This window comes from Acidiferrimicrobium sp. IK, from assembly GCF_025499425.1.
Classification (GTDB): Bacteria; Actinomycetota; Acidimicrobiia; order Acidimicrobiales; family Palsa-688; genus Acidiferrimicrobium.
In genome coordinates this window covers 499,701-519,786 of sequence record NZ_JAIMCB010000001.1, presented here as the reverse complement: position 1 = coordinate 519,786, position 20,086 = coordinate 499,701, and the positions used below count along the sequence as shown (strand labels likewise).

20 protein-coding genes and 1 tRNA gene are annotated in these 20,086 nt (G+C 73.1%); 8 read left to right on the top strand and 13 right to left on the bottom strand.

The annotated features are described in order from the left end of the window. Positions 1-71 precede the first annotated feature (71 nt). Positions 72-893, top strand: a complete 822-nt coding sequence (locus K6U06_RS02525) for an adenylate/guanylate cyclase domain-containing protein (RefSeq protein ID WP_262320312.1) — start codon at positions 72-74, stop codon at positions 891-893. Between the two features lie 22 nt (positions 894-915). On the opposite strand, the gene K6U06_RS02520 is transcribed toward K6U06_RS02525, so the two are convergent. Continuing rightward, positions 916-1,662 carry a hypothetical protein gene (locus K6U06_RS02520; RefSeq protein ID WP_262320311.1) on the bottom strand — a complete coding sequence of 249 codons (747 nt, stop codon included), beginning with the start codon at positions 1,660-1,662 and terminating at the stop codon, positions 916-918. A gap of 107 nt (positions 1,663-1,769) precedes the next feature. Next, the gene (locus K6U06_RS02515) at positions 1,770-2,615 is read right to left on the bottom strand and encodes an aldo/keto reductase (protein WP_262320310.1); all 846 of its coding nucleotides are present in this window, start codon (positions 2,613-2,615) and stop codon (positions 1,770-1,772) included. A 69-nt stretch (positions 2,616-2,684) separates the two neighbouring features. On the opposite strand from K6U06_RS02515, the gene K6U06_RS02510 reads away from it, so the two are divergent. From K6U06_RS02510 to K6U06_RS02500, 3 genes are all read left to right on the top strand, one after another. Then, the gene (locus K6U06_RS02510) at positions 2,685-3,416 is read left to right on the top strand and encodes a peptidyl-tRNA hydrolase (protein WP_262320309.1); all 732 of its coding nucleotides are present in this window, start codon (positions 2,685-2,687) and stop codon (positions 3,414-3,416) included. Continuing rightward, positions 3,413-3,985 carry an NUDIX hydrolase gene (locus K6U06_RS02505; RefSeq protein WP_262320308.1) on the top strand — a complete coding sequence of 191 codons (573 nt, stop codon included), beginning with the start codon at positions 3,413-3,415 and terminating at the stop codon, positions 3,983-3,985. Before K6U06_RS02510 ends, K6U06_RS02505 begins: the two co-directional genes overlap by 4 nt. A gap of 104 nt (positions 3,986-4,089) precedes the next feature. Next, complete coding sequence (locus K6U06_RS02500; protein ID WP_262320307.1) at positions 4,090-5,112, top strand: glycoside hydrolase family 43 protein; 1,023 nt, start codon at positions 4,090-4,092, stop codon at positions 5,110-5,112. 31 nt (positions 5,113-5,143) lie between these two features. Here K6U06_RS02500 and K6U06_RS02495 read toward each other — a convergent pair whose 3' ends face one another. After that, positions 5,144-6,013, bottom strand: a complete 870-nt coding sequence (locus K6U06_RS02495; RefSeq protein ID WP_262320306.1) for an LLM class F420-dependent oxidoreductase — start codon at positions 6,011-6,013, stop codon at positions 5,144-5,146. Between the two features lie 66 nt (positions 6,014-6,079). Further along, positions 6,080-7,324, bottom strand: a complete 1,245-nt coding sequence (locus K6U06_RS02490) for an FAD-dependent oxidoreductase (RefSeq protein ID WP_262320305.1) — start codon at positions 7,322-7,324, stop codon at positions 6,080-6,082. A gap of 88 nt (positions 7,325-7,412) precedes the next feature. On the opposite strand from K6U06_RS02490, the gene K6U06_RS02485 reads away from it, so the two are divergent. Further along, positions 7,413-8,165: a class I SAM-dependent methyltransferase gene (locus K6U06_RS02485; protein WP_262320304.1), complete on the top strand. Its 753-nt coding sequence runs from the start codon at positions 7,413-7,415 to the stop codon at positions 8,163-8,165. Positions 8,166-8,790: 625 nt separating this feature from the next. Continuing rightward, positions 8,791-9,243: an Hsp20/alpha crystallin family protein gene (locus K6U06_RS02480; protein WP_262320303.1), complete on the top strand. Its 453-nt coding sequence runs from the start codon at positions 8,791-8,793 to the stop codon at positions 9,241-9,243. A gap of 88 nt (positions 9,244-9,331) precedes the next feature. On the opposite strand, the gene K6U06_RS02475 is transcribed toward K6U06_RS02480, so the two are convergent. From K6U06_RS02475 to K6U06_RS02455, 5 genes are all read right to left on the bottom strand, one after another. Further along, a tRNA-Tyr gene (locus K6U06_RS02475) sits at positions 9,332-9,413 on the bottom strand. Between the two features lie 69 nt (positions 9,414-9,482). Beyond that, the gene (locus tag K6U06_RS02470; RefSeq protein ID WP_262320302.1) at positions 9,483-10,412 is read right to left on the bottom strand and encodes a TIGR03620 family F420-dependent LLM class oxidoreductase; all 930 of its coding nucleotides are present in this window, start codon (positions 10,410-10,412) and stop codon (positions 9,483-9,485) included. A gap of 40 nt (positions 10,413-10,452) precedes the next feature. Then, the gene (locus K6U06_RS02465; protein ID WP_262320301.1) at positions 10,453-11,259 is read right to left on the bottom strand and encodes an SDR family NAD(P)-dependent oxidoreductase; all 807 of its coding nucleotides are present in this window, start codon (positions 11,257-11,259) and stop codon (positions 10,453-10,455) included. Positions 11,260-11,338: 79 nt separating this feature from the next. After that, on the bottom strand, positions 11,339-12,805 hold the full coding sequence (locus K6U06_RS02460) for an AMP-binding protein (protein WP_262320300.1): 1,467 nt from the start codon (positions 12,803-12,805) through the stop codon (positions 11,339-11,341). A 29-nt stretch (positions 12,806-12,834) separates the two neighbouring features. After that, positions 12,835-13,116 (bottom strand): TetR/AcrR family transcriptional regulator C-terminal domain-containing protein, encoded by a 282-nt coding sequence (locus K6U06_RS02455; RefSeq protein ID WP_262320299.1) that lies wholly within the window; start codon positions 13,114-13,116, stop codon positions 12,835-12,837. A gap of 35 nt (positions 13,117-13,151) precedes the next feature. On the opposite strand from K6U06_RS02455, the gene K6U06_RS02450 reads away from it, so the two are divergent. Then, complete coding sequence (locus K6U06_RS02450; RefSeq protein WP_262320298.1) at positions 13,152-13,640, top strand: YajQ family cyclic di-GMP-binding protein; 489 nt, start codon at positions 13,152-13,154, stop codon at positions 13,638-13,640. Between the two features lie 75 nt (positions 13,641-13,715). On the opposite strand, the gene K6U06_RS02445 is transcribed toward K6U06_RS02450, so the two are convergent. After that, positions 13,716-14,576 carry a M48 family metalloprotease gene (locus K6U06_RS02445; protein ID WP_262320297.1) on the bottom strand — a complete coding sequence of 287 codons (861 nt, stop codon included), beginning with the start codon at positions 14,574-14,576 and terminating at the stop codon, positions 13,716-13,718. Between the two features lie 152 nt (positions 14,577-14,728). Here K6U06_RS02445 and K6U06_RS02440 point away from each other — a divergent pair, with 152 nt between their 5' ends. Then, positions 14,729-16,063: a C40 family peptidase gene (locus tag K6U06_RS02440; protein ID WP_262320296.1), complete on the top strand. Its 1,335-nt coding sequence runs from the start codon at positions 14,729-14,731 to the stop codon at positions 16,061-16,063. A 55-nt stretch (positions 16,064-16,118) separates the two neighbouring features. Here K6U06_RS02440 and K6U06_RS02435 read toward each other — a convergent pair whose 3' ends face one another. The 3 genes from K6U06_RS02435 to K6U06_RS02425 all read right to left on the bottom strand — a co-directional run bounded on the left by K6U06_RS02435 (position 16,119) and on the right by K6U06_RS02425 (position 20,043). Next, positions 16,119-16,619 carry a hypothetical protein gene (locus K6U06_RS02435; protein ID WP_262320295.1) on the bottom strand — a complete coding sequence of 167 codons (501 nt, stop codon included), beginning with the start codon at positions 16,617-16,619 and terminating at the stop codon, positions 16,119-16,121. Between the two features lie 502 nt (positions 16,620-17,121). Further along, positions 17,122-19,110, bottom strand: coding sequence for an acetate--CoA ligase (gene acs / locus K6U06_RS02430; RefSeq protein ID WP_262320294.1), 1,989 nt, complete (start codon positions 19,108-19,110; stop codon positions 17,122-17,124). Positions 19,111-19,119: 9 nt separating this feature from the next. Then, a complete protein-coding gene (locus tag K6U06_RS02425) occupies positions 19,120-20,043 on the bottom strand; it encodes an SAM-dependent methyltransferase (RefSeq protein ID WP_262320293.1) in 924 nt (307 codons plus the stop codon). Positions 20,044-20,086: the final 43 nt, after the last annotated feature.

The window sequence follows — 20,086 nt, the reverse complement described above, 5'->3', positions numbered from 1 at the left end:
CGGGCCCGGGCCCGAGCCTGCGGGACCGCCCCGGTTCCGGACCTGGTCGTGGGCCCGTTAGCGTTTCGGGCGTGGAGCGCAGCGCGGTCGGGCGGGCCCGGGACACCGGGGTCGAGGCGGTCGGGGTGCTGCGCCGGCTCCTCGCTCGGCGTACCGCGGAGCTGATCCGCAGCGACCCCGACGCCGCGGCGGCCGCCCTGGAGATGGGGCTGGTGGACGCCAGGTGGCTGGAGGACCCGACCGGTCATCCCAATGTCACCAGCCCGCCAGGCGAGGTCCTGGAGCGCTTCTTGCAGCGGACCGTCGACGCCCGCCCGTCGCGTCTGGGCACCCTCGGCCTCGGAGCGGTCCAGCTGCTGTCGTCGCTGACCACTGCGAAGGAGGGCGCCACGCTCGAGACCACCGCAGTGGTGTTCACCGACCTCGAGGGGTTCACCGCCTACACCGACCGGCACGGGGACCAGGCCGCGCTGGAGTTGCTGACCGACCACCAGCGCCGGGCCGGGACCGCGGTGCGGCGCAACGGCGGGAGGATCGTCAAGCGGATCGGCGACGGGCTGATGTGCGCGTTCCCCGACGCCAACGCGGCGGTGCGCGCCGCGCTGGACCTGGTCGCCACCGCCCCGGACCCGCTGCGGGTGCGCGCCGGCGGCCACATCGGGGAGGCGGTGGCCACCCGCGACGACCTGATCGGCCACGCCGTCAACCTGGCGGCTCGGGTCACCGAGACCGCCGAGGGCGGCCAAGTGCTGGTGACCGCCGAGATGGTCGCCGCGGCCGGGCCGGTCCCGCAGGTCGCCTACCGCCCCGGGCGGGCCCGCCGGCTGAAGGGGATCTCCGAGAAGGTCACCCTCCACGAGGTGGTCGCCGACCCGGCACGCCGCGGGGTCTGAGCCCCCCCTAGACCGGCCCGGGTCAAGCTCCCGGAGCCGGGGCGGGGGCCGCGGAGTGGCCGGCGGCTTTGATGTCGGCGCGGGCCAGCTTGGCGTCGGCGACCGCTTTTTTCAGGTCCGCGCCAGCCGCCGCCAGCGACGCGCGGGGCTGAGCCAGCAGAGCGTGGTCGGCGGCGAACCCGGCGGGGGTCAAAACCAGCAGCTTGGCCGCCAGGCCGGCGGTGGCGCCGCCCGCGGAGGTCAGCTGGGTCTTCATGTCGGCGAGCAGCGACGTCACCTGCGCCGTGTCGGCGGGGGTGACGCGGGCGGCCAGCTTAGTCTCGATCCCGGTCAGCCTGGGGACGGCCTGGGCGCTGACCCGGTCCGCCGCTAGGACCATCCGCGACATCGGCAGCTCGAAGCCCTTCACCCGGTAGCCGGTGACGATGGTCTTGGCGTCCTTCGCGGCGCTGGCGGCGGTGGTGTCGGCGGCAATGGTGCGGCCGAGGGCCTGCAGACCGCTGACCTCTCCCTGGAGGCTGGCCAACAGCGGGGCCTGGTCGGCGCCGAGGTCCTTGGCGGCCTGGACCTTGGCGATCTGCTTGTTCAAGGCGTCGACTTGGTGGGTCACCGCGGCGGACGCCTTGGCTTGGATCTTCTGCAACCGGGACTGGGCGCCGGCCGCCGGAGCGGGCGAGGCGGGGGTCCCGGCGGCGAACGCCGACCCCGCCCCCACCCCGACGGTGGTGAGGGCGGCGACGGCGGCGGCGACAGCAGGAAGGCGGCGCATGGGGGCTACTCCTTGGACGAGGCGTTCGGTGTTCCAGTCCCAGGATGACCTCGCGGTGTGAGGGATCTGTGAGCCGGTCGTCATGGAGCGCGCCGCTGCCGGCGGTCCTACGCCGGCGGGACCATGGCGAAGACGTCGGGGTCCGGACCGGTCCTCTGGTCCCGGTTGAGCCCGGAGATGGCGTCCATCTCGTGGTCGCTCAGCTCGAAGTCGAACAACGCCAGGTTGTCCCGGATGCGCTGCGGGGTGACCGACTTCGGGAAGACGATGTCGCCGCGCTGGACGTGCCAGCGCAGCACCGCCTGCGCCGGCGACCTGCCGTGGGCTTGGGCGATCCCGGCGATGACCGCGTCGTCGAGGACCTTCCCCTGAGCGATCGGCGACCACGCCTCGGTGGCGATGCCGTGCTCCGCGTCGTAACGGCGCAGCGGCTCCTGGGTCAGGTACGGGTGGACCTCGATCTGGTTGACGGCGGGGACGGTGTCGGTCTCCGCGGCCAGCCGCTCCAGGTGGCTGACCTGGAAGTTGGACACCCCGATGCTGCGGACCCGGCCCTCGGAGTAGATCCGCTCCATCGCCTTCCAGGTCTCGACGTAGTCGAGACCCTCGACGGTCGGCAGCGGCCAGTGGATCAGGTACAGGTCCAGCTGCTCCTTGCCGATCGCCGCGTACGTAGCGTCGAACGCCTTGAGGGCGTCGTCGAAGGCGTGGGCGTTGTTGTTGAGCTTGGAGGTGACGAACACCTGCGCGGGGTCGACTCCGGACGCGGCGATGGCCTGGCCGACCTCCTTCTCGTTGCCGTACATGGCGGCGGTGTCGATGTGGCGGTAGCCGGCTTCGAGGGCCGTGGTGACGACCTCGACGGTCTCCGCCGGCTTCACCTGGAACACCCCGAAGCCGACCTGGGGGATGGTGACGCCGTTGTTGAGCTTGATGTCGGGCACTGCGGTCACTGCCACTCCTCTGTGGGTTCGTTGCCTTGCCTAACTGTCCTACCCATCTCGACCCGGCACCATGGGTGGGTGCCTGACGACTGGACCGACTCCCGGCCCGACGACTCCCCGCCCGACGACTCCCGGCCCGACGACTCCCCGCCCGACGACTCCCCCTGGGCCCTTCAGCTCGTCGCCAGGATCGAGAAGGCCGAGCGGCCCAGCGCCACGGCGGTGCTCGAGTGTGCGGCGATGGCGGTGGTGGCCCTGCTCGCCCATCCCGAGGCCGGGCCCGGCGGCGAGTGGCACGACGAGGTGGAGCGCTGGCTGTCGGGATCGATCCGCAAGCTGGCCCGCCGGGCCCGGGGCGTCGAGTGGGAACGGGCCCGCCACCTGCGCGGGGTGACGGTACGCCACCACGGGGCGGAGGTCCGGGCGTTCGTCCCGGGGCCGACCGGCACGGCCGCCCCCGAGCTTCGCAAGCTGCAGCTGCAGGGGTTCGACCTCGACGACCCGGACCGGGCGGCCGGCCCGCTGCGGGCCGACCGCCACGAGGTGGTCATCGCGGTCAACCCCGACGTGGAGATCTCCCTCGGCAAGACCGCGGCCCAAGTCGGGCACGCCGCCAACCTGGCGTGGCTGGAGATGCCCGAGGACCGCCGACGAGAGTGGGCGGTGTCGGGGTTCCCGCTGCGAGTGCTTCACCCGGCCCGGGCCGAGTTCGCCCCGTTCGAGGCCGCCGCGGCGGTGCGGGTGGTCGACGCCGGTTTCACCGAGCTGGACGGCCCGACGCTCACCTGCTCTGCGACGTGGGCCCGGTGACGGCGCTCATCGGCGTGCTGCGCGCCGACGTCGAGGGCCGGGCCCCGGTCGATGAGCGGGAGGTGGCCGCGGTGGCGACGATCCTCGACGCCCTCGACCGGCTGCCCGCCCCTCTCGACCAGGCGGCCGGGCCGGTGCATGTCACCGGCTCGGCGATCGTGACCGGCCCGGCCGGCGTGGTGCTGCACCGCCACAAGCGTCTGGGGTTGTGGCTGCAGCCGGGCGGTCATCTCGAGCCGGGCGAGACGCCGTGGGAGGCGGCCGTGCGGGAGACCGCCGAGGAGACCGGCTTGGTGCTAGAAGCGCGGATCGGGTCCGGCGGCCACCCTGAGGTGGTCCACGTCGACGTGCACGACGGCGGCCGGGGTCACACCCACCTGGACCTGCGCTACCTGCTGAGCGCGCCCGCCCGCCCGGCGCTGACCCCGGCGCCCGGCGAGAGCCGGGACGTGCGCTGGTTCGGGTGGGACGACGCCCTCGCGGTGGCCGACCCCGGCCTCCGCGGCGCCCTCATCGCGCTGCGCCCGCCGCCGGCGAGCGGACCCGACACCGGACCCGGCGCCGGGTAGCCGGGCCGGTCCCGGGGCGCGGACGATCGGAGCCGCCCGAGGTCTACGGTCCTGGCATGGGCAGGCCGGGGCGGCGACGGGCGCGGCGGGTGGCGGCTCTGCCTGTGGTTGTCACCGTGGCCGCGCTGCTCAGCTTGGTCGCGTCCCGCTCCGCTCACGGCCGGGTCCCGCCGCCGGGCACGCGGCTCGCCTTGTCGGGCGGGGGGCTGCCGGCGTCGGGCCTCCCGGTGCTCGGCCCGGCGCGCGTCGTCGAGACCGACGACGTCGGCGACCCGTACGTGCTGACGGTCCCGAAGGGCCAGGCCGGGAACGCCTCGACGACCTACGTCCTTTACTGGACGACCGACTGGCGCTCGAACGTCCCGACCGCGGTGTCGAGCGACTTGGTCCACTGGCGTCGGGTCGCCGACTCCCTCCCCCGGCTGCCGTCGTGGGCCGTCGACTCGAGGACGATGACGTGGGGGCCGACGGTGGCCCACATCGGGCGCGAGTGGGTGCTCTACTTCTCCACCCTCGACCGGGCGTCGCGCCTGGAGTGCATCGGCCGGGCCACCTCGGAGAGCCCGACGGGGCCGTTCACCGACTCGTCGCCGGGCCCGCTCGTGTGCCAGCCGTCCCTCGGCGGGGACATCGACCCGAGCGTGGTCGCCGGGCCGGGAGGCGGCCGCAGCCTGCTTTGGAAGAACGACGGCAATTCCCTCGACGTTCCCGTCGCGATCTGGCAGCAGCCGCTCACCTCCGACGGGTTGTCGCTGCAGGGGCGAGCGACGCGGCTGCTCTCCGCCGTCCAGCCGTGGGAGCACGGCATCATCGAAGGCCCGGCGATGCTGCGCGCCGGCACGGGAGGCTGGTGGCTGTTCTACTCCGGCGGCACCTGGCAGTCCGCCAGCTACGGCACCGGGGTGGCGTGGTGCGCCACGCCGGCCGGGCCGTGCCGGGCTGCGAAAGACTCTGCGGTCTTGGCGTCGACGCCCACCGCGGTGTCGCCCGGCGGGTTCGACACCTTCGTGGACGGCTCCGGCAAGCTGTGGGCGTCCTACTCGGCGTTCCCGGCGGCGCCCGCCGACGCGGCGGACGCCATGCGCATGAACCGGGTGCTCGAGATCGCCCCGATCCTCGCCCACTGACCGGCGGCCGCCCCGCCGGCGGCCGGCGAGGTCAGATCGACGCCAGCCGGGACCCGACCGCGTCGGTGAGGCGGGCCACGCCGGCGGCCGGGTCGTCGCCGGGCGGCCCGGTCCACACGGTGCTCACGCCGAGCGCCGCGTAATCCTCCATCGCCCGCAGGAACCCGTCGGGGTTGGCGAGGATGTCCCACTGCCCGAGGATGGTCTTCTCGACGGTGGCGGGGTCCCGGCCTAGCTCCTCGCAGTGGCGGTTGAGGACGTCGATCTTGTGCGCCACCTCGGCGGGGGAGGTGACAAACAGGTTGCACGCGTCGGCGTAGCGGGCGACTAGGCGTAGGGTCTTGCGCTCGCCGCTGCCGCCGATGAGGATCGGCGGGCGCGGCTCCTGCAGCGGCCGCGGCCGGCACACCGTCTCGGCCAGCCGGTAGTGACGACCCTCGTAGGGGCCTTCCTCGTCGCTCCACATCTGCCGGCAGATCTGCAGAGCCTCCTCCAGTCGCTCGAAGCGCTCGGCCAGCGGCGGGAACGCCACTCCCAACCCGAGGTGCTCACGCTCGTACCAGGCGGCGCCGATCCCGAGGAACGCCCGGCCGCCGGAGAGCACGTCGAGGGTCGCCACCTGCTTGGCCAGCAGCCCCGGCGGTCGGTAGGTGACGCCGGTGACCAGCGCGCCCAGCTGCAGGCGGCTGGTCGTGGCGGCCAGGTACCCGAGGGTGGTGTAGCACTCGAGCATCGCCTCGGGCGGCCCGCCGAGGTTCTCCATCTGAAACCAGTGGTCCATCACCGTCATCCGCGAGCAGCCGCCCTCGTCGGCGGCTCTGGCGGTCGCGGCGAGCGTCGGCGCCAGCGACTCGGGTCCTCCGGGGTGACCGAAGCGGGAGTAGTGGATGGCCAGCTTCATGGGGTTTCCTTTCGGGGGCCGGGGACCGGCGCTGGGATCACCGTAGGACGGCCTGGACGGTCGCGGTCAGCCGCCCCGGCGGCGGTACCGGCGAGCCGCGACGGTCACCGCCCCCGCCGCGGGGGCGACGCCGGCGAGGAGCAGCTGGGCCGGCCCGAAGCTGGACGCGGCCAGCGCACCGGTGAAGCACAGCCCGGGACGGGAGCTCTCGAAGCGACGCGACAGCCTTGGGGACGCCGACGACGGCGCCATGTCAAGCAGGCCAGGGGCGTCGAGCCACCGGAGCCGGCCGACGTCAGGGCGGTAGCCCGTCGCCGAGACCACCTGATCGACCTGCAGGCGGCCGCCGCCGGGCCCGTCGAGATGCAGCACCGCCCGGTCTCCGACAGCCTCGGCTCTCACCACCGTCGTCGCCAACCGGATGTCGACCGACCCCTCGACGCGTGCCCGCAGCCACCATGCGCCGGCGGGCACCGCGGCGCGGTTGGCGAGCCGTCCCCTCCACGCGCCGGGCGCCAACCGCACCAGCTCAGGCGCCCGGGACGCGGCCCACGGCCGCCACCCGTCGCCGAGCGCCGAGCGGGGAGCAAGGAGGCGCTGCCCGGCGCTGCGCTCCTCGGGTCTCCGCGGCTGCCAGCTCAGCGACGCCCGGCGGACCAACACGGTGACGTGGGCGCCGGCCTCCGCCAGCAGAGCGGCGGACTCCAGCGCCGACTGGCCGCCGCCGAGCACCGCGACGCTCCGCCCGGCCAGCCGTGCAGGATCACCGAGCGCGCCGCTGTGCAGCGCCAGGCTGGCGTCGATGACGTCGAGCACCGGGGCGGTGAAAGGGAACGCGGCGAGGCCCAGCGCCACCACCGCGACCGGGGCGGAGAGCGTCGCGCCGTCGTCGAGGGTCACCGTGTGAGCGGCGGCAGGCCCGGAGCGCGAACGCCCGGCTCCGGGCCCCGACCGCAAGGCGGTGACCGTCCGCTCGTCGACCTCGACGCCGGCCTCCGCCACGAACCAGTCGGCGTAGGACCGCAGCAGACCGGCCGGGACCGGCCACCCGACGTCGCGGTACTCGCCGGCCCCTTCGCAGCCCCGGCCGGCGCCGGAGCAGAACGCCCGCAGGGTCAGGCGGCCGTCAGGGTCGGACAGGTTGGACCCGAACCCGTCGCTGACCAGCCGGGACCCGACCGCGGCGGCCGGCGCCCAGGACTCCATCGGGTGGCCGAGCACCGTGACGGCCAGGCCGGCCCGGCGGGCGTGCGCGCCGATCGACAGTCCGTAAGGACCGGCGCCGACGACGAGCAGATCTGCGTCGTGCATGGGACCTGCACTCTGGCACGCCGCGCCTACCGGAGAGGACCCGACCGTGGGCGAGGCAGGCGTGCTGGCCGCTTCGTAGGATCGGGCCATGGCACGGCCAGCCGTCGACTACGAACGCCACGGCCGGACCTACGCGGCCCACCGCCGGGGCGACCCTCGGATCGCGGCCGCTATCCGCGCCGCGCTCGGCGACGCCCGCACGGTGCTCAACGTCGGCGCCGGGACCGGTTCCTACGAACCGGCCGACCTGGCGGTGGTGGCCGTCGAGCCCAGCGCGGTGATGCGCGCCCAGCGGCCGCCGGGCGCGGCGGCGGTCGTCGCCGGGCGAGCCGAGGACCTGCCCGTTCGCAGCCGGGCGGTCGACGCCGCCATGGCCTGCCTGACGGTCCACCACTGGGACCCGGCGTCGAGGGGCCTGGCGGAGATGCGCCGGGTGGCGACCGGCCCGGTGGTGGTCTTCACGTTCGAGTTGAGCGCGCTGCCGGAGTGGCAGCAGGAGTACCTGGCGGAGGGCCTGGCCGTCGAGGCGCCCCGCTTCGGGGATCTCGAGGCGATCGGCGAGGCGCTCGGCGGCCGGACCCGGGTCGTGCGCCTGACGACCCCGGCGGACTGCACCGACGGGTTCTTCGAGGCGTTCTGGTGCCGGCCGGAGGCCCTGCTCGACCCGGCGGTGCGCTCCGCGCAGTCGATGTGGGCGCTGCTACCCCCCGGCTCCGAAGCCCGCATCGTCGAGCGTCTGCGGGCCGATCTTCGCTCCGGGGCGTGGGATGCCCGCTTCGGGTACCTCCGCAGCCAGGACCGCTTCCGCGGGTCGCTTCGCTTGGTGGTCGCCGAGCCGTAGCCGCCAAGGCCCGCTTGGCCTGGCGAGCGTGCAACCGCGTGGGCTGAATGTGGCGCACACCGGATCACGGTGGGGCCGGGCCGGAGATCTTCTGGAGGTTTGCGTTTACCGAACCGCCACCAGTTGGTAAAATAACCGGTGGGGATGACACCCCGCCACAGAGCATCATCGTGAGGACAAGGAGGTGGTTCTTACTGTGTTGTTCCGCTCAGGTAAGCGTTCGCCGCCTGATGGCTGGGTGATGTCGGAGTCCGCTGGCGCCTGAGTTCCCCGATGCCGTCCGGCTCCCGCCGGATCCTTGAAGCTCGGACCGGGAGCCAGCCGAAGGCAACAGTTCGTCACCGCCAATCAACACTGAGAGGCACCTCCGTGAGGGTCCCGGTCGACGCGGTGACGTTGTGCAGCTTGAGGCGGTTCCTGTCGCGGTTTCCCGCCCTTATATCCGGTTGGGCGACCAGGGCGTGCAGAGGGTTTACAACCGAACAGCGAAGGTGAGGGAACCCCAGAAGAGGGGTTCCTTCACCCGCGCAGGTACCGATACCAGGGAATATCCGGGACGGCCCGGCTGTCGTTATACGACGCCGTCATCTACTTACGAAGGGCACTGACCACAACAGGAGGTGTGATGATGTCCATGCTGACCAGCTTCGATTCGTTGTTCCATGACCTCGACCGCCTCAACGGCCTGCTGAGCGGATACGGCGGGACGGCGCCGAGATGGATGCCCGTCGATACCTACCGCCGCGGCGACGAGTTCGTGGTCAACTTCGACCTCCCCGGCGTCGACCCCGAATCAGTCGATGTGACCGTGGACAACAACGTGCTGTCGGTCACCGCGGAGCGTCACTGGGCGCCCGGCGACGAAGACCAGGTCCTGATGGCGGAGCGCCCCCAAGGTCGCTACAGCCGTCAGCTGCTCTTGAGCGACAACCTCGAGGCCGACCACATCGACGCCCGCTACGACCAAGGTGTGCTCACCTTGACCATCCCGGTCGCGGAATCGGCCAAACCCCGCAAGATCCAGATCAGCTCCGGTGGTGGTCAACACGCCATTTCCACCGGATCGCGCCAGAGCTGACCAACGGCTCGCCGAATCGCACAGCACCCGCAGCCCCGACGCGAAGGTGGGAGGCCCTCTGGGCCTCCCACCTTCGTCTTTGTAGGCGTGGGCCGGGGAGGATTTGAACCTCCGAAGGCTGCGCCGGCAGATTTACAGTCTGCTCCCTTTGGCCACTCGGGCACCGACCCTTGGAGCCGACAAGCGTAGCCGGTGATCCGGTCCCGGTCCCAGTCGAGCGGCCAGCGCCCGGGGAGCGCTCAGCCGAGCACGGCGGGGGCCAAGGCTTCGAGCTGGGGCAGCGCCCCGGCCAGGTCGGTGGCGAGGGGCTGGAGCAGCACGTGGTCGGCGCCGCTGTCGCGCAGCAGCGTGACCCGCTCCGCGATGTCGGCCTCGTCGCCCCACGCGACGATGGCGTCGACCAGCCGATCGCTGCCGCCGCCCGAGACGTCCTCGTCGCTGTAGCCGAGGTGCTTGAGGTTGTTGACGTAGTTGGGGAGGAGCAGGTAGTTGTGCATGTGGCGTCGGGCGACGCGGCGGGCCTCGGCCGGGTCGGTGCTCAACACCACCGCCTGCTCCGGGATGAGCAGCTTGTCCGGGCCGAGCGCCTCCCGGGCAGCGGGGGTGTGCTCGGGCGGCACGAAGTAGGGGTGGGCGCCGTCGGCGCGGTCCCGGGCGAGCTCGAGCATCTTGGGGCGCAGCGCGGCGAGCACCCTCGGTACCGCCACGCTGGTGACCGGCGCGTCGGCGGCGGCGGCGTCCATCGCGTCGAGGTAGCGAGCCATGCGCTCGAGGGGCTTGACGTAGCGCTGGCCGGAACCGTCGACGATCGGGGCGTGGCTGACCCCGACGCCGAGCACGAAGCGGCCCGGCCACGCCGCCCCGATCGTGGACGCTCCTCCCTGCATGGCCGCGGGGTGGCGAGCCCACAGGTTGGCGATGCCGGTGCCGGCGACCAGGGTCGTCGACGCGGCCAGGACGATCGCGGCGTGGGAGAACGCCTCCTTGCCCCCGATCAGCTCCCCGGTCCAAAGCGACCCGTAGCCGAGGTCCTCGATGCGGCTGACCGCGGCCCGTTCCTCGCTGATGGTGGCGGCTCGCAGCAGCCCGGTCCACACCCCTACCGGCCCGAGGCGGGTCCGGGTCCAATCGACGGTTCCCGTCTCCGAGCCGTGTCCTGAGTCCGACATGGTGTCTCCTTCGATGCCGAGTGCCAGCAGCTGGCCCCGGTCAGTAGTAGATCGATCCTTTGACGCCGCCGCCGCAGGCGACCACGTCGCCGGTGATGGCGATGCTGCGCGGCGAGGCCAGCATCGTCACTACCCACGCCACCTCCTCCGCGGTGACCATCCGGCCGATCGCGTACCCTTCGCCGATCGCGGCTTCGATGTCCGCGACGGTGGTCCCGGCGGCCGCCGCCCGGGCCGCGAGGACCCCCGGGGTGGCCTCGGTGCGGACCATGCCGGGGCTGACGGCGGTCACCGTGATCCCCGCGCCGCCGAGCTCGTCGGCGGCGTTCTTGGTCAACGCGGCGACCGCCGCGTTGCGCATCGACCCCATCACCGACCCGGTCATCCGGGTCCCAAGTCCGTCGACGTTGACGATACGGCCGAAGCGCTGAGCCGCCATGTGCGGGGCGACCGCAGCGATGGTGCGCAGGTAGCCGAGCACCTTCACGTCGAAGTCGGCGTAGAACCGCGGTCCGGTCACCTCGACCACCTTGGGCGGGGCCTGTTGCCCGCTCGGTGCCGCGGCGGCGTTGACCAGGATGTCGACGCCGCCGAGAGCGGCGACGGCCGCGTCGACGAACGCGGTGATCGACGCTTCGCTCCCGGTGTCGACCACCACCGGCACCACCGCGACGCCCTCGGGGGCGGCGGCAGCCAGTCCGGACGCGGCGTCGCGCAGCGGCTCCTCCCGCCGGGCGCCCAGCACGCACGACACTCCCTCGCGGAGGAGGGCGGCGGCGACGGCGCGCCCGATCCCCCTGCTGGCCCCGGTCACCACCGCCCGCTTCCCGCGCAGTTCTAGGTCCACCGGCCCATCCTGCCCGGCCCGGCCGGGCAACCGGCGAAAGGCGCGACCGGCCGCAGGGATTAGGCGGGATCAGGCGGGATCAGGCCGGCGGGTTGATCAGGGCCTTTTGGACCTTGCCCATCGCGTTGCGGGGCAGGGAGTCGACCAGCTCCACCCGGCGGGGCCGTTTGTGGGCGGAGAGACCGCGTCCGACGTGGTCGATGAGCTCCTGGGGGCTGACGTCCCCGGCCACGACGTAGGCGACGATGGCCTGCCCCAGGTCGGCGTCGGGCTCGCCGATCACCGCCGCCTCCAGCACCGCCGGATGACCGAGCAGCGCCGCTTCGACCTCCCCGGCGCCTACCCGGTAGCCGCCGGTCTTGATCAAGTCGGTGCTGCGCCGGCCGACCACCCGATGCCACCCGCCCCGGTCGATGCACGCCACGTCACCGGTGCGCAGCCACCCGTCGGCGGTGAACACCTCGGCGGTGGCGTCGGGGCGGTGCAGGTAGCCGTCCATCACCGTCGGCCCCCGGACCTCCAAGGTGCCGACCGACTCGCCGTCGTGGTCGACGGGGTCACCGGCGTCGTCGACCAGTCGGGTTTCCACCCCGTCGAGGGGCACGCCGACCCACCCGGCCCGCCGCTCGCCTTCGGCCCGGGCGCTCAGGGTGATGAGCGTCTCGGTCATCCCGTAGCGCTCGATGGGAGCCTGCCCGGCGCCGGCGCCGACGGCCTCCCACACCGGGCCGGGCAGCGCGGCGCTGCCCGAGACCAGCAGCCGGGCCGGGCGCAGCGCCGCCAGCGCGGCGGGCTCCGCGGCCAGACGGGACCAGATGGTCGGTACCCCGAACACCACCGCGGAGCCGCCCCCGCCGGCGACCGCGCCGACCGCGGCGGCGTAGGCGGCCGGGGTCGGCTTGGCGGTGTGACGGACCTTCCCTCCGAGGCGCAGCGGGCCGAGGACCCCGAGGACCAGGCCGTGGACGTGCCACAGCGGCAGGCCGTGCACGGTGGTGTCGTCTGGCCCCCAGGCCCAGGCCGCGGCGAGGCCGTCGAGGCCGGCGGCCAGCGCCCGCCGCCGGATCGGGACGCCTTTGGGGAGGCCGGTCGTCCCCGACGTGTAGAGGATCATGGCCACCGCGGCGTCGTCCACCGGGCGCGGGGCGGGGGCGGAGCCTTCCGAGCGGAGGAGGGCCAGGACGTCCACCGGGGCGATCTCGACCTCGCCCCCGCCGGGTAGGTGGGTCCCGTCCCACGACACCTCGGCGTCGGGACTGGCCAGGACCACGACGGCCCCGGAGTCGGTGAGGATGTGGTGGGCCTCGAGGGGCCCGGCGTCGGCGGGCAGGGGGACCACCGGCACCCCGGCGGCCAGCCCGGCGAGGGTCGCGACGACCGTCTCGATGCTCGGGGTGGCATGGACCGCCACCGCCGGCGCGCCGGTCAGGCGGCCGGCGAGGCTGTCGGCGGCGGCCACCAGCTCCGATGTCGACATGGCCCGCTCCCCGACTACCAGCGCGTCGGGGCGGTCGGGGGCGGAGGGGGCCAGTCCGGGCAGCAGCATCGCCTTCACGCTATGCGCCGGCCCGGCGGTCAGCCGGCGGGCGCCGCCGCCTGGTGCTGGACGCCGGCCAGGACCAGGGCGAGCCCCTCCTCGAAATAGGAGTCGGCGGAGTCGCAGTCGGTCAGGTAATCCGCCGACGCCGCGATGTGGGGGTAGCGGCGGAGGGGCAGCGACGCCAGGGCGATCCGCTTGCGGCGCTGCACCTCGGCGCGCTCGTCGACGTTGGCGATCTCGGCGCTGGTCGTGGCCAGCCTCCTCGTGGCCGCCGGCGGGGCGGTGGCGTGGATGGCGCTGCGCCGGGCCGTGTCCACGGTGCCGGGTTCGGCCCCGGCACTACCCTGAGCGCATGCCCACCTTCGACATCGTGTCCAAGGTCGACCAGGCGGAGGTAAGCAACGCCGTCGACCAGGCCCGCAGGGAGCTGGCCACCCGCTTCGACTTCAAGAACACCGACTCGAGCATCGACCACAAGGACCTGGAGATCACCCTCCAGTCGGAGACCGAGGACCGGCTCCGAGCCCTCGTCCAGCTGCTCGAGGAGAAGCTGGTGAAGCGCAAGGTGTCGCTCAAGGCCCTCGAGTTCGGGAAGGTCCAGGAGGCCTCCAAGGGGGCGTCCCGGCAGGTCATCACCTTGAAGGCCGGGCTGAGCGCCGACAACACCCGGGCCATCAACAAGTGGGTGAAGGAGCACGGCCCGAAGGGGATCCAGTCCTCCACCCAGGGCGACCAGGTGCGGGTCACCGGCAAGAAGCGCGACGACCTCCAGGCCGTCATCGCCGGCTTGAAGGAAGAGGACTTCGGCCTGCCGCTGCAGTTCGAGAACTTCCGGGACTGACCGCCGGCTCTGCCCCAGACCCGAGCCCGCCGCCAGCCGGGCGGCGGGCGGGCCTCGGTCGTCAGGCTCAGGCTGTCAGCTCCGGGCCCACTCGCGTGACCGCAACCGGGCGACGCGCTCCGCGGTGGGAGGGTGATCCGCGAACCACTTCGCGAAGTTGACCTGGCGGCGCCGCAGCGGGTTGACGATGTACATGCCGGCCATCTCCGGGCGGGCGGTCGGCATCGGGATCTGGCCGGCGGCCCGGTCGAGCTTCTCGAGGGCCCGGGCCAGGGGTTCGCCGTCGCCGATCAGGCGGGCGCCGGAGAGATCGGCGTCGAACTCCCGGCTGCGGGAGAGGGCCATCTGCAACAACGCGGCGGCCAGCGGCGCCAGGATGATGAGGGCCAGGGTCTCGAAGACGTTCTGCCCCTCGTCTTGGCGCTCGCCGCCGAACAAGCTGGCGAACGCGGCCATCCGAGCCAGGAACGTGATCGCCATGGCGACCGCGGCGGCCACCGAGGAGATCAGGATGTCGCGGTTGCCGACGTGGCTCATCTCGTGGGCCAGCACCCCGCGCAGCTCGTCCCAGCTCACGATCTGGAGGATCCCGGCGGTCACCGCCACCGCGGCGTGCTCGGGGTTGCGCCCGGTCGCGAACGCGTTGGGCTGCTGGTCGGGGGTGACATACAGGCGCGGCATCGGCCACCCGCCGCGCTGGCACAGCTCCCTGACGATGGCGTAGTACTCGGGCATCTGGGCTTCGGTGACGGGCTGCGCCCGCGACGCCTTGATGGCGACGGTGTCGGAGAACCAGTAGGAGCCGCCGGTGACGGCCAGCCCGAGCAGGAGGCCGATTACCAGCCCGGGGCCGCGGCCGATGGCCCCGCCGATCAGGATGAATAGGGCACCGAGGACGGCCAGGATGGCAGCGGTCTTGACCCTGTTGATGAGCATGAGGTCCCTTTCTCCCGCCGCTGGTGCACAGCGGCACCACCAGTGTTCCCGATCAGGCTGAGAAGCAGCCAAGAAGCGCCCCGCCGGGCGGTCCGGTTTCGGCCGGCGTCTCCGCGTTTCAGCCGTCCCGCCCGAATGCCGATAGATCCCCCGTGCGGACATCTATTCGACGCTCGGCGGCCGTCCTGGCCGCCCTGGCATCCACGACCATGCTCGGCGCGGCGGCGCTGGCCCCGCCCGCGGCTCTGGCGGCTCCGGCGCCGGCGGGCGCTCCGGCTGCGACGGGCGCAGCGGCCGGCGGGCCGGGGTGGGCTGGTGGGGGCGGCGGGCCGGCGACGGTGAGCACCGCGTCGCTGCACGCCGAGGCTGCGCCCTCCCCCTACGAGAACCCGACCCCGTACTACGAGGTCAGCCCCACCGGCGCGGTGTGGCCGCTCGGGGGAGCCACCGACTACGGGTCGCTGGCCGGCGTGCGGTTGAACGCCCAGGTCATCGGCGTGACCCTCACCCCCGACGCCCACGGCTACTGGCTGGTGGCCGGCGACGGCGGGATCTTCGAGTTCGGCGACGCGCACTTCTTCGGCTCCACCGGCAACGTCCACCTGAACAAGCCGATCGTCGGCATGGCCGCCACCCCCGACGGCAAGGGCTACTGGCTCTTCGCCGGCGACGGCGGCGTGTTCAACTTCGGCGACGCCGGCTTCTTCGGCTCCACCGGCAACGTCCACCTGAACAAGCCGATCGTCGGCATGGCCGCCACCCCCGACGGTAAGGGCTACTGGCTCTTCGCCGGCGACGGCGGCGTGTTCTCCTTCGGCGACGCCGGGTTCTACGGCTCGACGGGGAACGTCCGGCTGAGCAGCCCGATCGTGTCGCTGGCGCCCACCGCGGACCGGAAGGGGTACTGGATGATCGGCGCCGACGGCGGAGTGTTCAACTTCGGCGACGCCGGGTTCTACGGCTCGCTCGGCGGTACCGCGCTCGGGCAGACCGTGTCCCAGATCGTGCCGGACCGCTCGGGCAGCGGCTACTGGGAGGTCGCCCACGACGGCGACATCCACCCGTTCGGCTCCGCAGTCGGGCAGGCGCCGCCGGTGCTGGCCGTGATGCATACCATCCAAAGCGCCGGTGACGCGTCGGTCGAGTGGGCCATGGCCCAGCTCGGCGTCCCCTACCTGTGGGGTGGGACCGGCGTCGGCGGCTTCGACTGCTCCGGCCTGGTGATGGAGGCGTGGCGCTCCGCCGGCGTCGCCATCCCCCGAGTGGCCGCCGACCAGTACATCGACGGCGCGAAGGTCCCGATGGCCAACCTGGTGGCCGGCGACCTGGTGTACTGGGCGACCAACACCGCCGACCCGGCGTCGGTCGAGCACGTGGCCATGTACCTGGGCGGGGGCCACATGGTCAACGCCCCTTACACCGGGCAGGTCGTGCGCACCGACTGGATCGGCGGCGGAGGGTTCATGACCCTCGGCACCCACCCGTAGGACCCGACAGAGCCGCGACGGGATCGGGAAGGCGAATCGGAAACGGCCCGCGGATTCAGTCGTAGTAGCCGGAGTGGATGTACACGCAGTGGATGCCCTCCTCGCGGAACATCTCCACGTTGCGCCGGTCGTCCTCGAAGCTGAGCTCAAGGTCGAAACCCAGGTCCCGCAGCTCCGCCACGGAGCGGCGTTTGAACTCGCGGGCCGCGCCGTAGTCACCGAAGTCCCGCATGATCAGCAGATCCCACCGCAGCTTGTAGCGGTGCAGCCAGGCCAGGGTCTGGGGGGCGACGCGGGCGGGGCGGGCGGTGAGGAGCACCACCGCCAGCGACGGGTCGAGCAGGTTGAGCAGCTGGGCTACGTCCTCGATGAGCGGGTCGTCGCCGCACGCCTCGAAGAACGCGTCCCAGTCCCGCCAGCGCCCCTCCAGGTAGTGCTGGCGGCTGGCGGCGTCGGAGAGGACCCCGTCGAGGTCGAACACGACGGCCCGGCCGGCGGGGACGGGACCCTCCCGCCACCGGTAGTTGTCCCACGGCGGGCTGACGGACTGGCTCACCCGTCGAAGGGTGCCACAACCGCCGCGGCGCCAGCCAAGCGGCCGGGGTCCCGATCGGGCCGGTTCAAGCCCAACGCCGGAATTCGTCCCCGGCCAAGCCCACTGACCTCCAGGAACCGGCTTCGAGCGGATCCCCGCCCCCTTCGGCGACCCCGACGCGGACGACCGTCTGGCCCGCGACGTCGCCCCCACACCGCCGGGCGAGCACCCAAGCCTCGAGGCTGGTGACGCCCTTCTCCGGCACCACGACTGTCAAGGAGCACCGAGCGGCGAGGCGGTCCTCGTCGACTGGGCCGGCGCCGGTACCGGGCCGCGGCTGTGGTCGCTGGCGACGCTGCTGTGGGCCGCCGGCGCCGGCGGGCCGCGATGCGTCGACGCCGCGGCCGGCGGGTACCGCGAGCAGGTCCGTCTTGAGGACGCCGAGCTGGGCCGGTTGGCGGCCGCGGCGGTCTCCGAGCGGGCCCGGGCGGCGCTGGCCGGCCCCGGCCGGTAGCGGCCGGGCTTACTCCTCGGTCGGCGCGACCTGCGAGCGGGTGCGGATCTCCTCCACCACGCCGGGGTCGGCGAGGGTGGTGGTGTCGCCCAGGTCGCGGCCCTCCGCGACGTCGCGCAGCAGCCGGCGCATGATCTTGCCGGAGCGGGTCTTCGGCAGGTCGTCGGTGAAGATGATGGTCTTCGGCCGGCCGAACTTGCCGATCTTCTCCGCCACCCACTGCCGCAGGTCCTCGCCGTGGGACTCGCCGGGGGTGAACTCGCTTTTCAGCGTGACGAACGCCACGATCGCCTGCCCGGTCGTCTCGTCCTTGGCTCCGACGACCGCGGCCTCCGCGACCGACTGGTGGTCGACGAGCGCGGACTCGACCTCGGTGGTCGACACCCGGTGGCCGGAGACGTTCATGACGTCATCGACCCGGCCGAGCAGCCACAGGTACCCGTCGTCGTCGACCTTGGCGCCGTCTCCGGCGAAGTAGCGGTCCCCGAACCGGGACCAGTAGGTCTGCTGGTAGCGCTCCGGGTCTTTGTAGATGCCCCGCAGCATCGCCGGCCACGGCCGGTCGATGGTCAGGTACCCGCCGCCCACCTCCACCGGTTTGCCCATCTCGTCGACGACCTGCGCGGAGATCCCCGGCAGCGGGAACGTCGCCGACCCCGGCTTGGTCGTCGTGGCCCCCGGCAGCGGCGAGATCATGATGGCCCCGGTCTCGGTCTGCCACCACGTGTCGACGATCGGGCAGCGCTCCCCGCCGATGTTGGTGTGGTACCAGATCCACGCCTCGGGGTTGATCGGCTCGCCGACCGAGCCGAGGATCCGCAGCGACGACAGGTCGTGGGAGGCGGGGTACTGCGTCCCCCACTTCATGCACGCCCGGATCGCGGTCGGTGCGCAGTAGAGGATCGAGACCTTGTAGTCCTCGATGATCTGCCACCACCGGTCCTTGTCGGGATGGTCCGGTGCTCCCTCGTACAAGACGCTGGTGGCGCCGTTGGCGAGCGGCCCGTAGACGATGTAGCTGTGACCGGTGACCCAGCCGATGTCCGCCGCGCACCAGTACACGTCGCGCTCCGCGTGGAGGTCGAACACGTACTTGTGGGTGTAGGCCACCTGCGTCAGGTAGCCCCCGGTGGTGTGCATGATGCCCTTGGGCTTGGCGGTGGTCCCCGACGTGTAGAGGAGGTACAGCAGGTCCTCGCTGTCCATCGCCTCCGGTTCGCAGGTCGCCTCCGCGGAGGCCATCGCCTCGTGCCACCAGTGGTCCCGCCCGTCTTCCATCGCCACCTCGGCGGGGGCCTCGGCTCCCTCCGGCGGGTCGCCGACCCGCTTGACGACCACCACGTCGGTGATCGACGGGCAGGCGGCCAGGGCCACGTCGGCGGCCGGCTTGAGCAGGTTGGCCTTGCCCTTGCGGTAGCCGCCGTCGGCGGTGATGAGGACCTTGGCCTCGGCGTCGTTGATCCGGTCCCGGAGGGCGTCGGAGGAGAAACCGCCGAACACCACCGAGTGGGCCGCGCCGATCCGGGTGCAGGCCAGCATGGCGACGGGAAGCTCGGGGATCATCGGCATGTAAATGGCGACCCGGTCGCCCTTGGTGACGCCGTAGCCCTTCAAGACGTTGGCGAAGCGCTCGACGTCGGCCAGCAAGTCGGCGTAGGTGATGGTGCGGGTGTCGCCGGGCTCCCCCACCCAGTGGTAGGCGACGCGCTCGCCTAGCCCGTTGGCCACGTGCCGGTCGACGCAGTTGACCGAGACGTTGAGCTTGCCGCCCACGAACCACTTGGCGAAGGGCCGGTCCCACTCGAGGATCGTGTCCCACTCGCGCGACCAGTCGAGCAGGTCGGCGGCCTGGCGGGCCCAGTATCCCTGCCAGTCGCGCTCCGCCTCCTCGTACTCTTCGGCGCCGGTGATCCATGCGCCCGCCTTGACCGAATCGGGCGGTGGGAACAACCGGTTTTCCAGGTAGAAGGCTTCGATTCCCCCGGGTGCGTCAGCCATGCACCCTTTCTAGTCCCGCATGTCCCACTGGGCGGCGATAAACGGGGCGAGGCGGCCCGGCAACGCGCCGGTGTGCCGCGGCGCGGCGCCCAGCCCGTCGAGCGGCAGCCGGTCCGGGGAAAACAGGTCGACGGCGAGGACCGTCCCGGCGGACGCGACCCGGCGGGCTGCCGCCAGCCACCGGCGGGCCGACACCGGGACGAACACCCGCTCGCCGTCCGCGCTCGCCGGGCGGTCGGGGCCTCGACCGCCGGCGTCGACCAGCATCTCGTCGAGCACGTCGCCGCGCCCGGCGGCCAGGCGGATCTCCCACCACTTGCCGGCCCGCCACTCGAAGCGGTCGGCGGGGAGCCGCCCCAACCAGCCGACGGCCACCACCGCCGCGACCGAAAGACCGCCAGGCAGCTCGCGCAGCGACGCGACCAGCGGTCCGATGCCGGGCGGGGATGCCGGCGCCTCGTCCGGGTCGTCGCCGGCGACCGCCGGGCCGAGCACCAGGGCCGGGTCCTCCAGCACCGGCCCGTCGGGGCCGGCCCGCCCGCCCTCGTGGCCGACCGGCGCCAGACCGGCCCGCCGCGACGTGACGCGCTGCAGGGCGGCGCGCTGCAGGGCGGCGCGCTGGGAGGCCTCGGCGCCGGGGCTGTCCTCGACGAGCAGCCACCGCAGCGCCGGCGCGCACGCCGGGTCCTGCCCGAGGACCGCCGGGGCCCGGGCGCCGTCGCCGGCGCCGGCGTCGACCACCACCCACGGGTCGGGTTCGCCCAGCTCCCTCCACAGCCCGTCGAGGGTCCCGGCCAGCCACCCGGCCATCTCCGGCGGCTCGGCGATGGGGGGTCTCGGCCCGAGCGCCGACCACGGCAGGGGACCCATGCGCCGAGCGTGCCCGGCCAGCGTCGCCGCCACCCGGTGTCCGCCGTCCTCGCCTGCCAGCACTGCTACCCCCCGTTGATCCGGTCAGCAAGTACCGTAGGAGACC

Bases quoted from the DNA above. Each gene is read 5' to 3' on its own strand.
- K6U06_RS02520 (WP_262320311.1), bottom strand. From the start codon at position 1,662: ATGCGCCGCCTTCCTGCTGTCGCCGCCGCCGTCGCCGCCCTCACCACC.
- K6U06_RS02495 (WP_262320306.1), bottom strand. From the start codon at position 6,013: ATGAAGCTGGCCATCCACTACTCCCGCTTCGGTCACCCCGGAGGACCC.
- K6U06_RS02490 (WP_262320305.1), bottom strand. From the start codon at position 7,324: ATGCACGACGCAGATCTGCTCGTCGTCGGCGCCGGTCCTTACGGACTG.
- K6U06_RS02485 (WP_262320304.1), top strand. From the start codon at position 7,413: ATGGCACGGCCAGCCGTCGACTACGAACGCCACGGCCGGACCTACGCG.
- K6U06_RS02480 (WP_262320303.1), top strand. From the start codon at position 8,791: ATGATGTCCATGCTGACCAGCTTCGATTCGTTGTTCCATGACCTCGAC.
- K6U06_RS02470 (WP_262320302.1), bottom strand. From the start codon at position 10,412: ATGTCGGACTCAGGACACGGCTCGGAGACGGGAACCGTCGATTGGACC.
- K6U06_RS02460 (WP_262320300.1), bottom strand. From the start codon at position 12,805: ATGCTGCTGCCCGGACTGGCCCCCTCCGCCCCCGACCGCCCCGACGCG.
- K6U06_RS02450 (WP_262320298.1), top strand. From the start codon at position 13,152: ATGCCCACCTTCGACATCGTGTCCAAGGTCGACCAGGCGGAGGTAAGC.
- K6U06_RS02445 (WP_262320297.1), bottom strand. From the start codon at position 14,576: ATGCTCATCAACAGGGTCAAGACCGCTGCCATCCTGGCCGTCCTCGGT.
- acs (WP_262320294.1), bottom strand. From the start codon at position 19,110: ATGGCTGACGCACCCGGGGGAATCGAAGCCTTCTACCTGGAAAACCGG.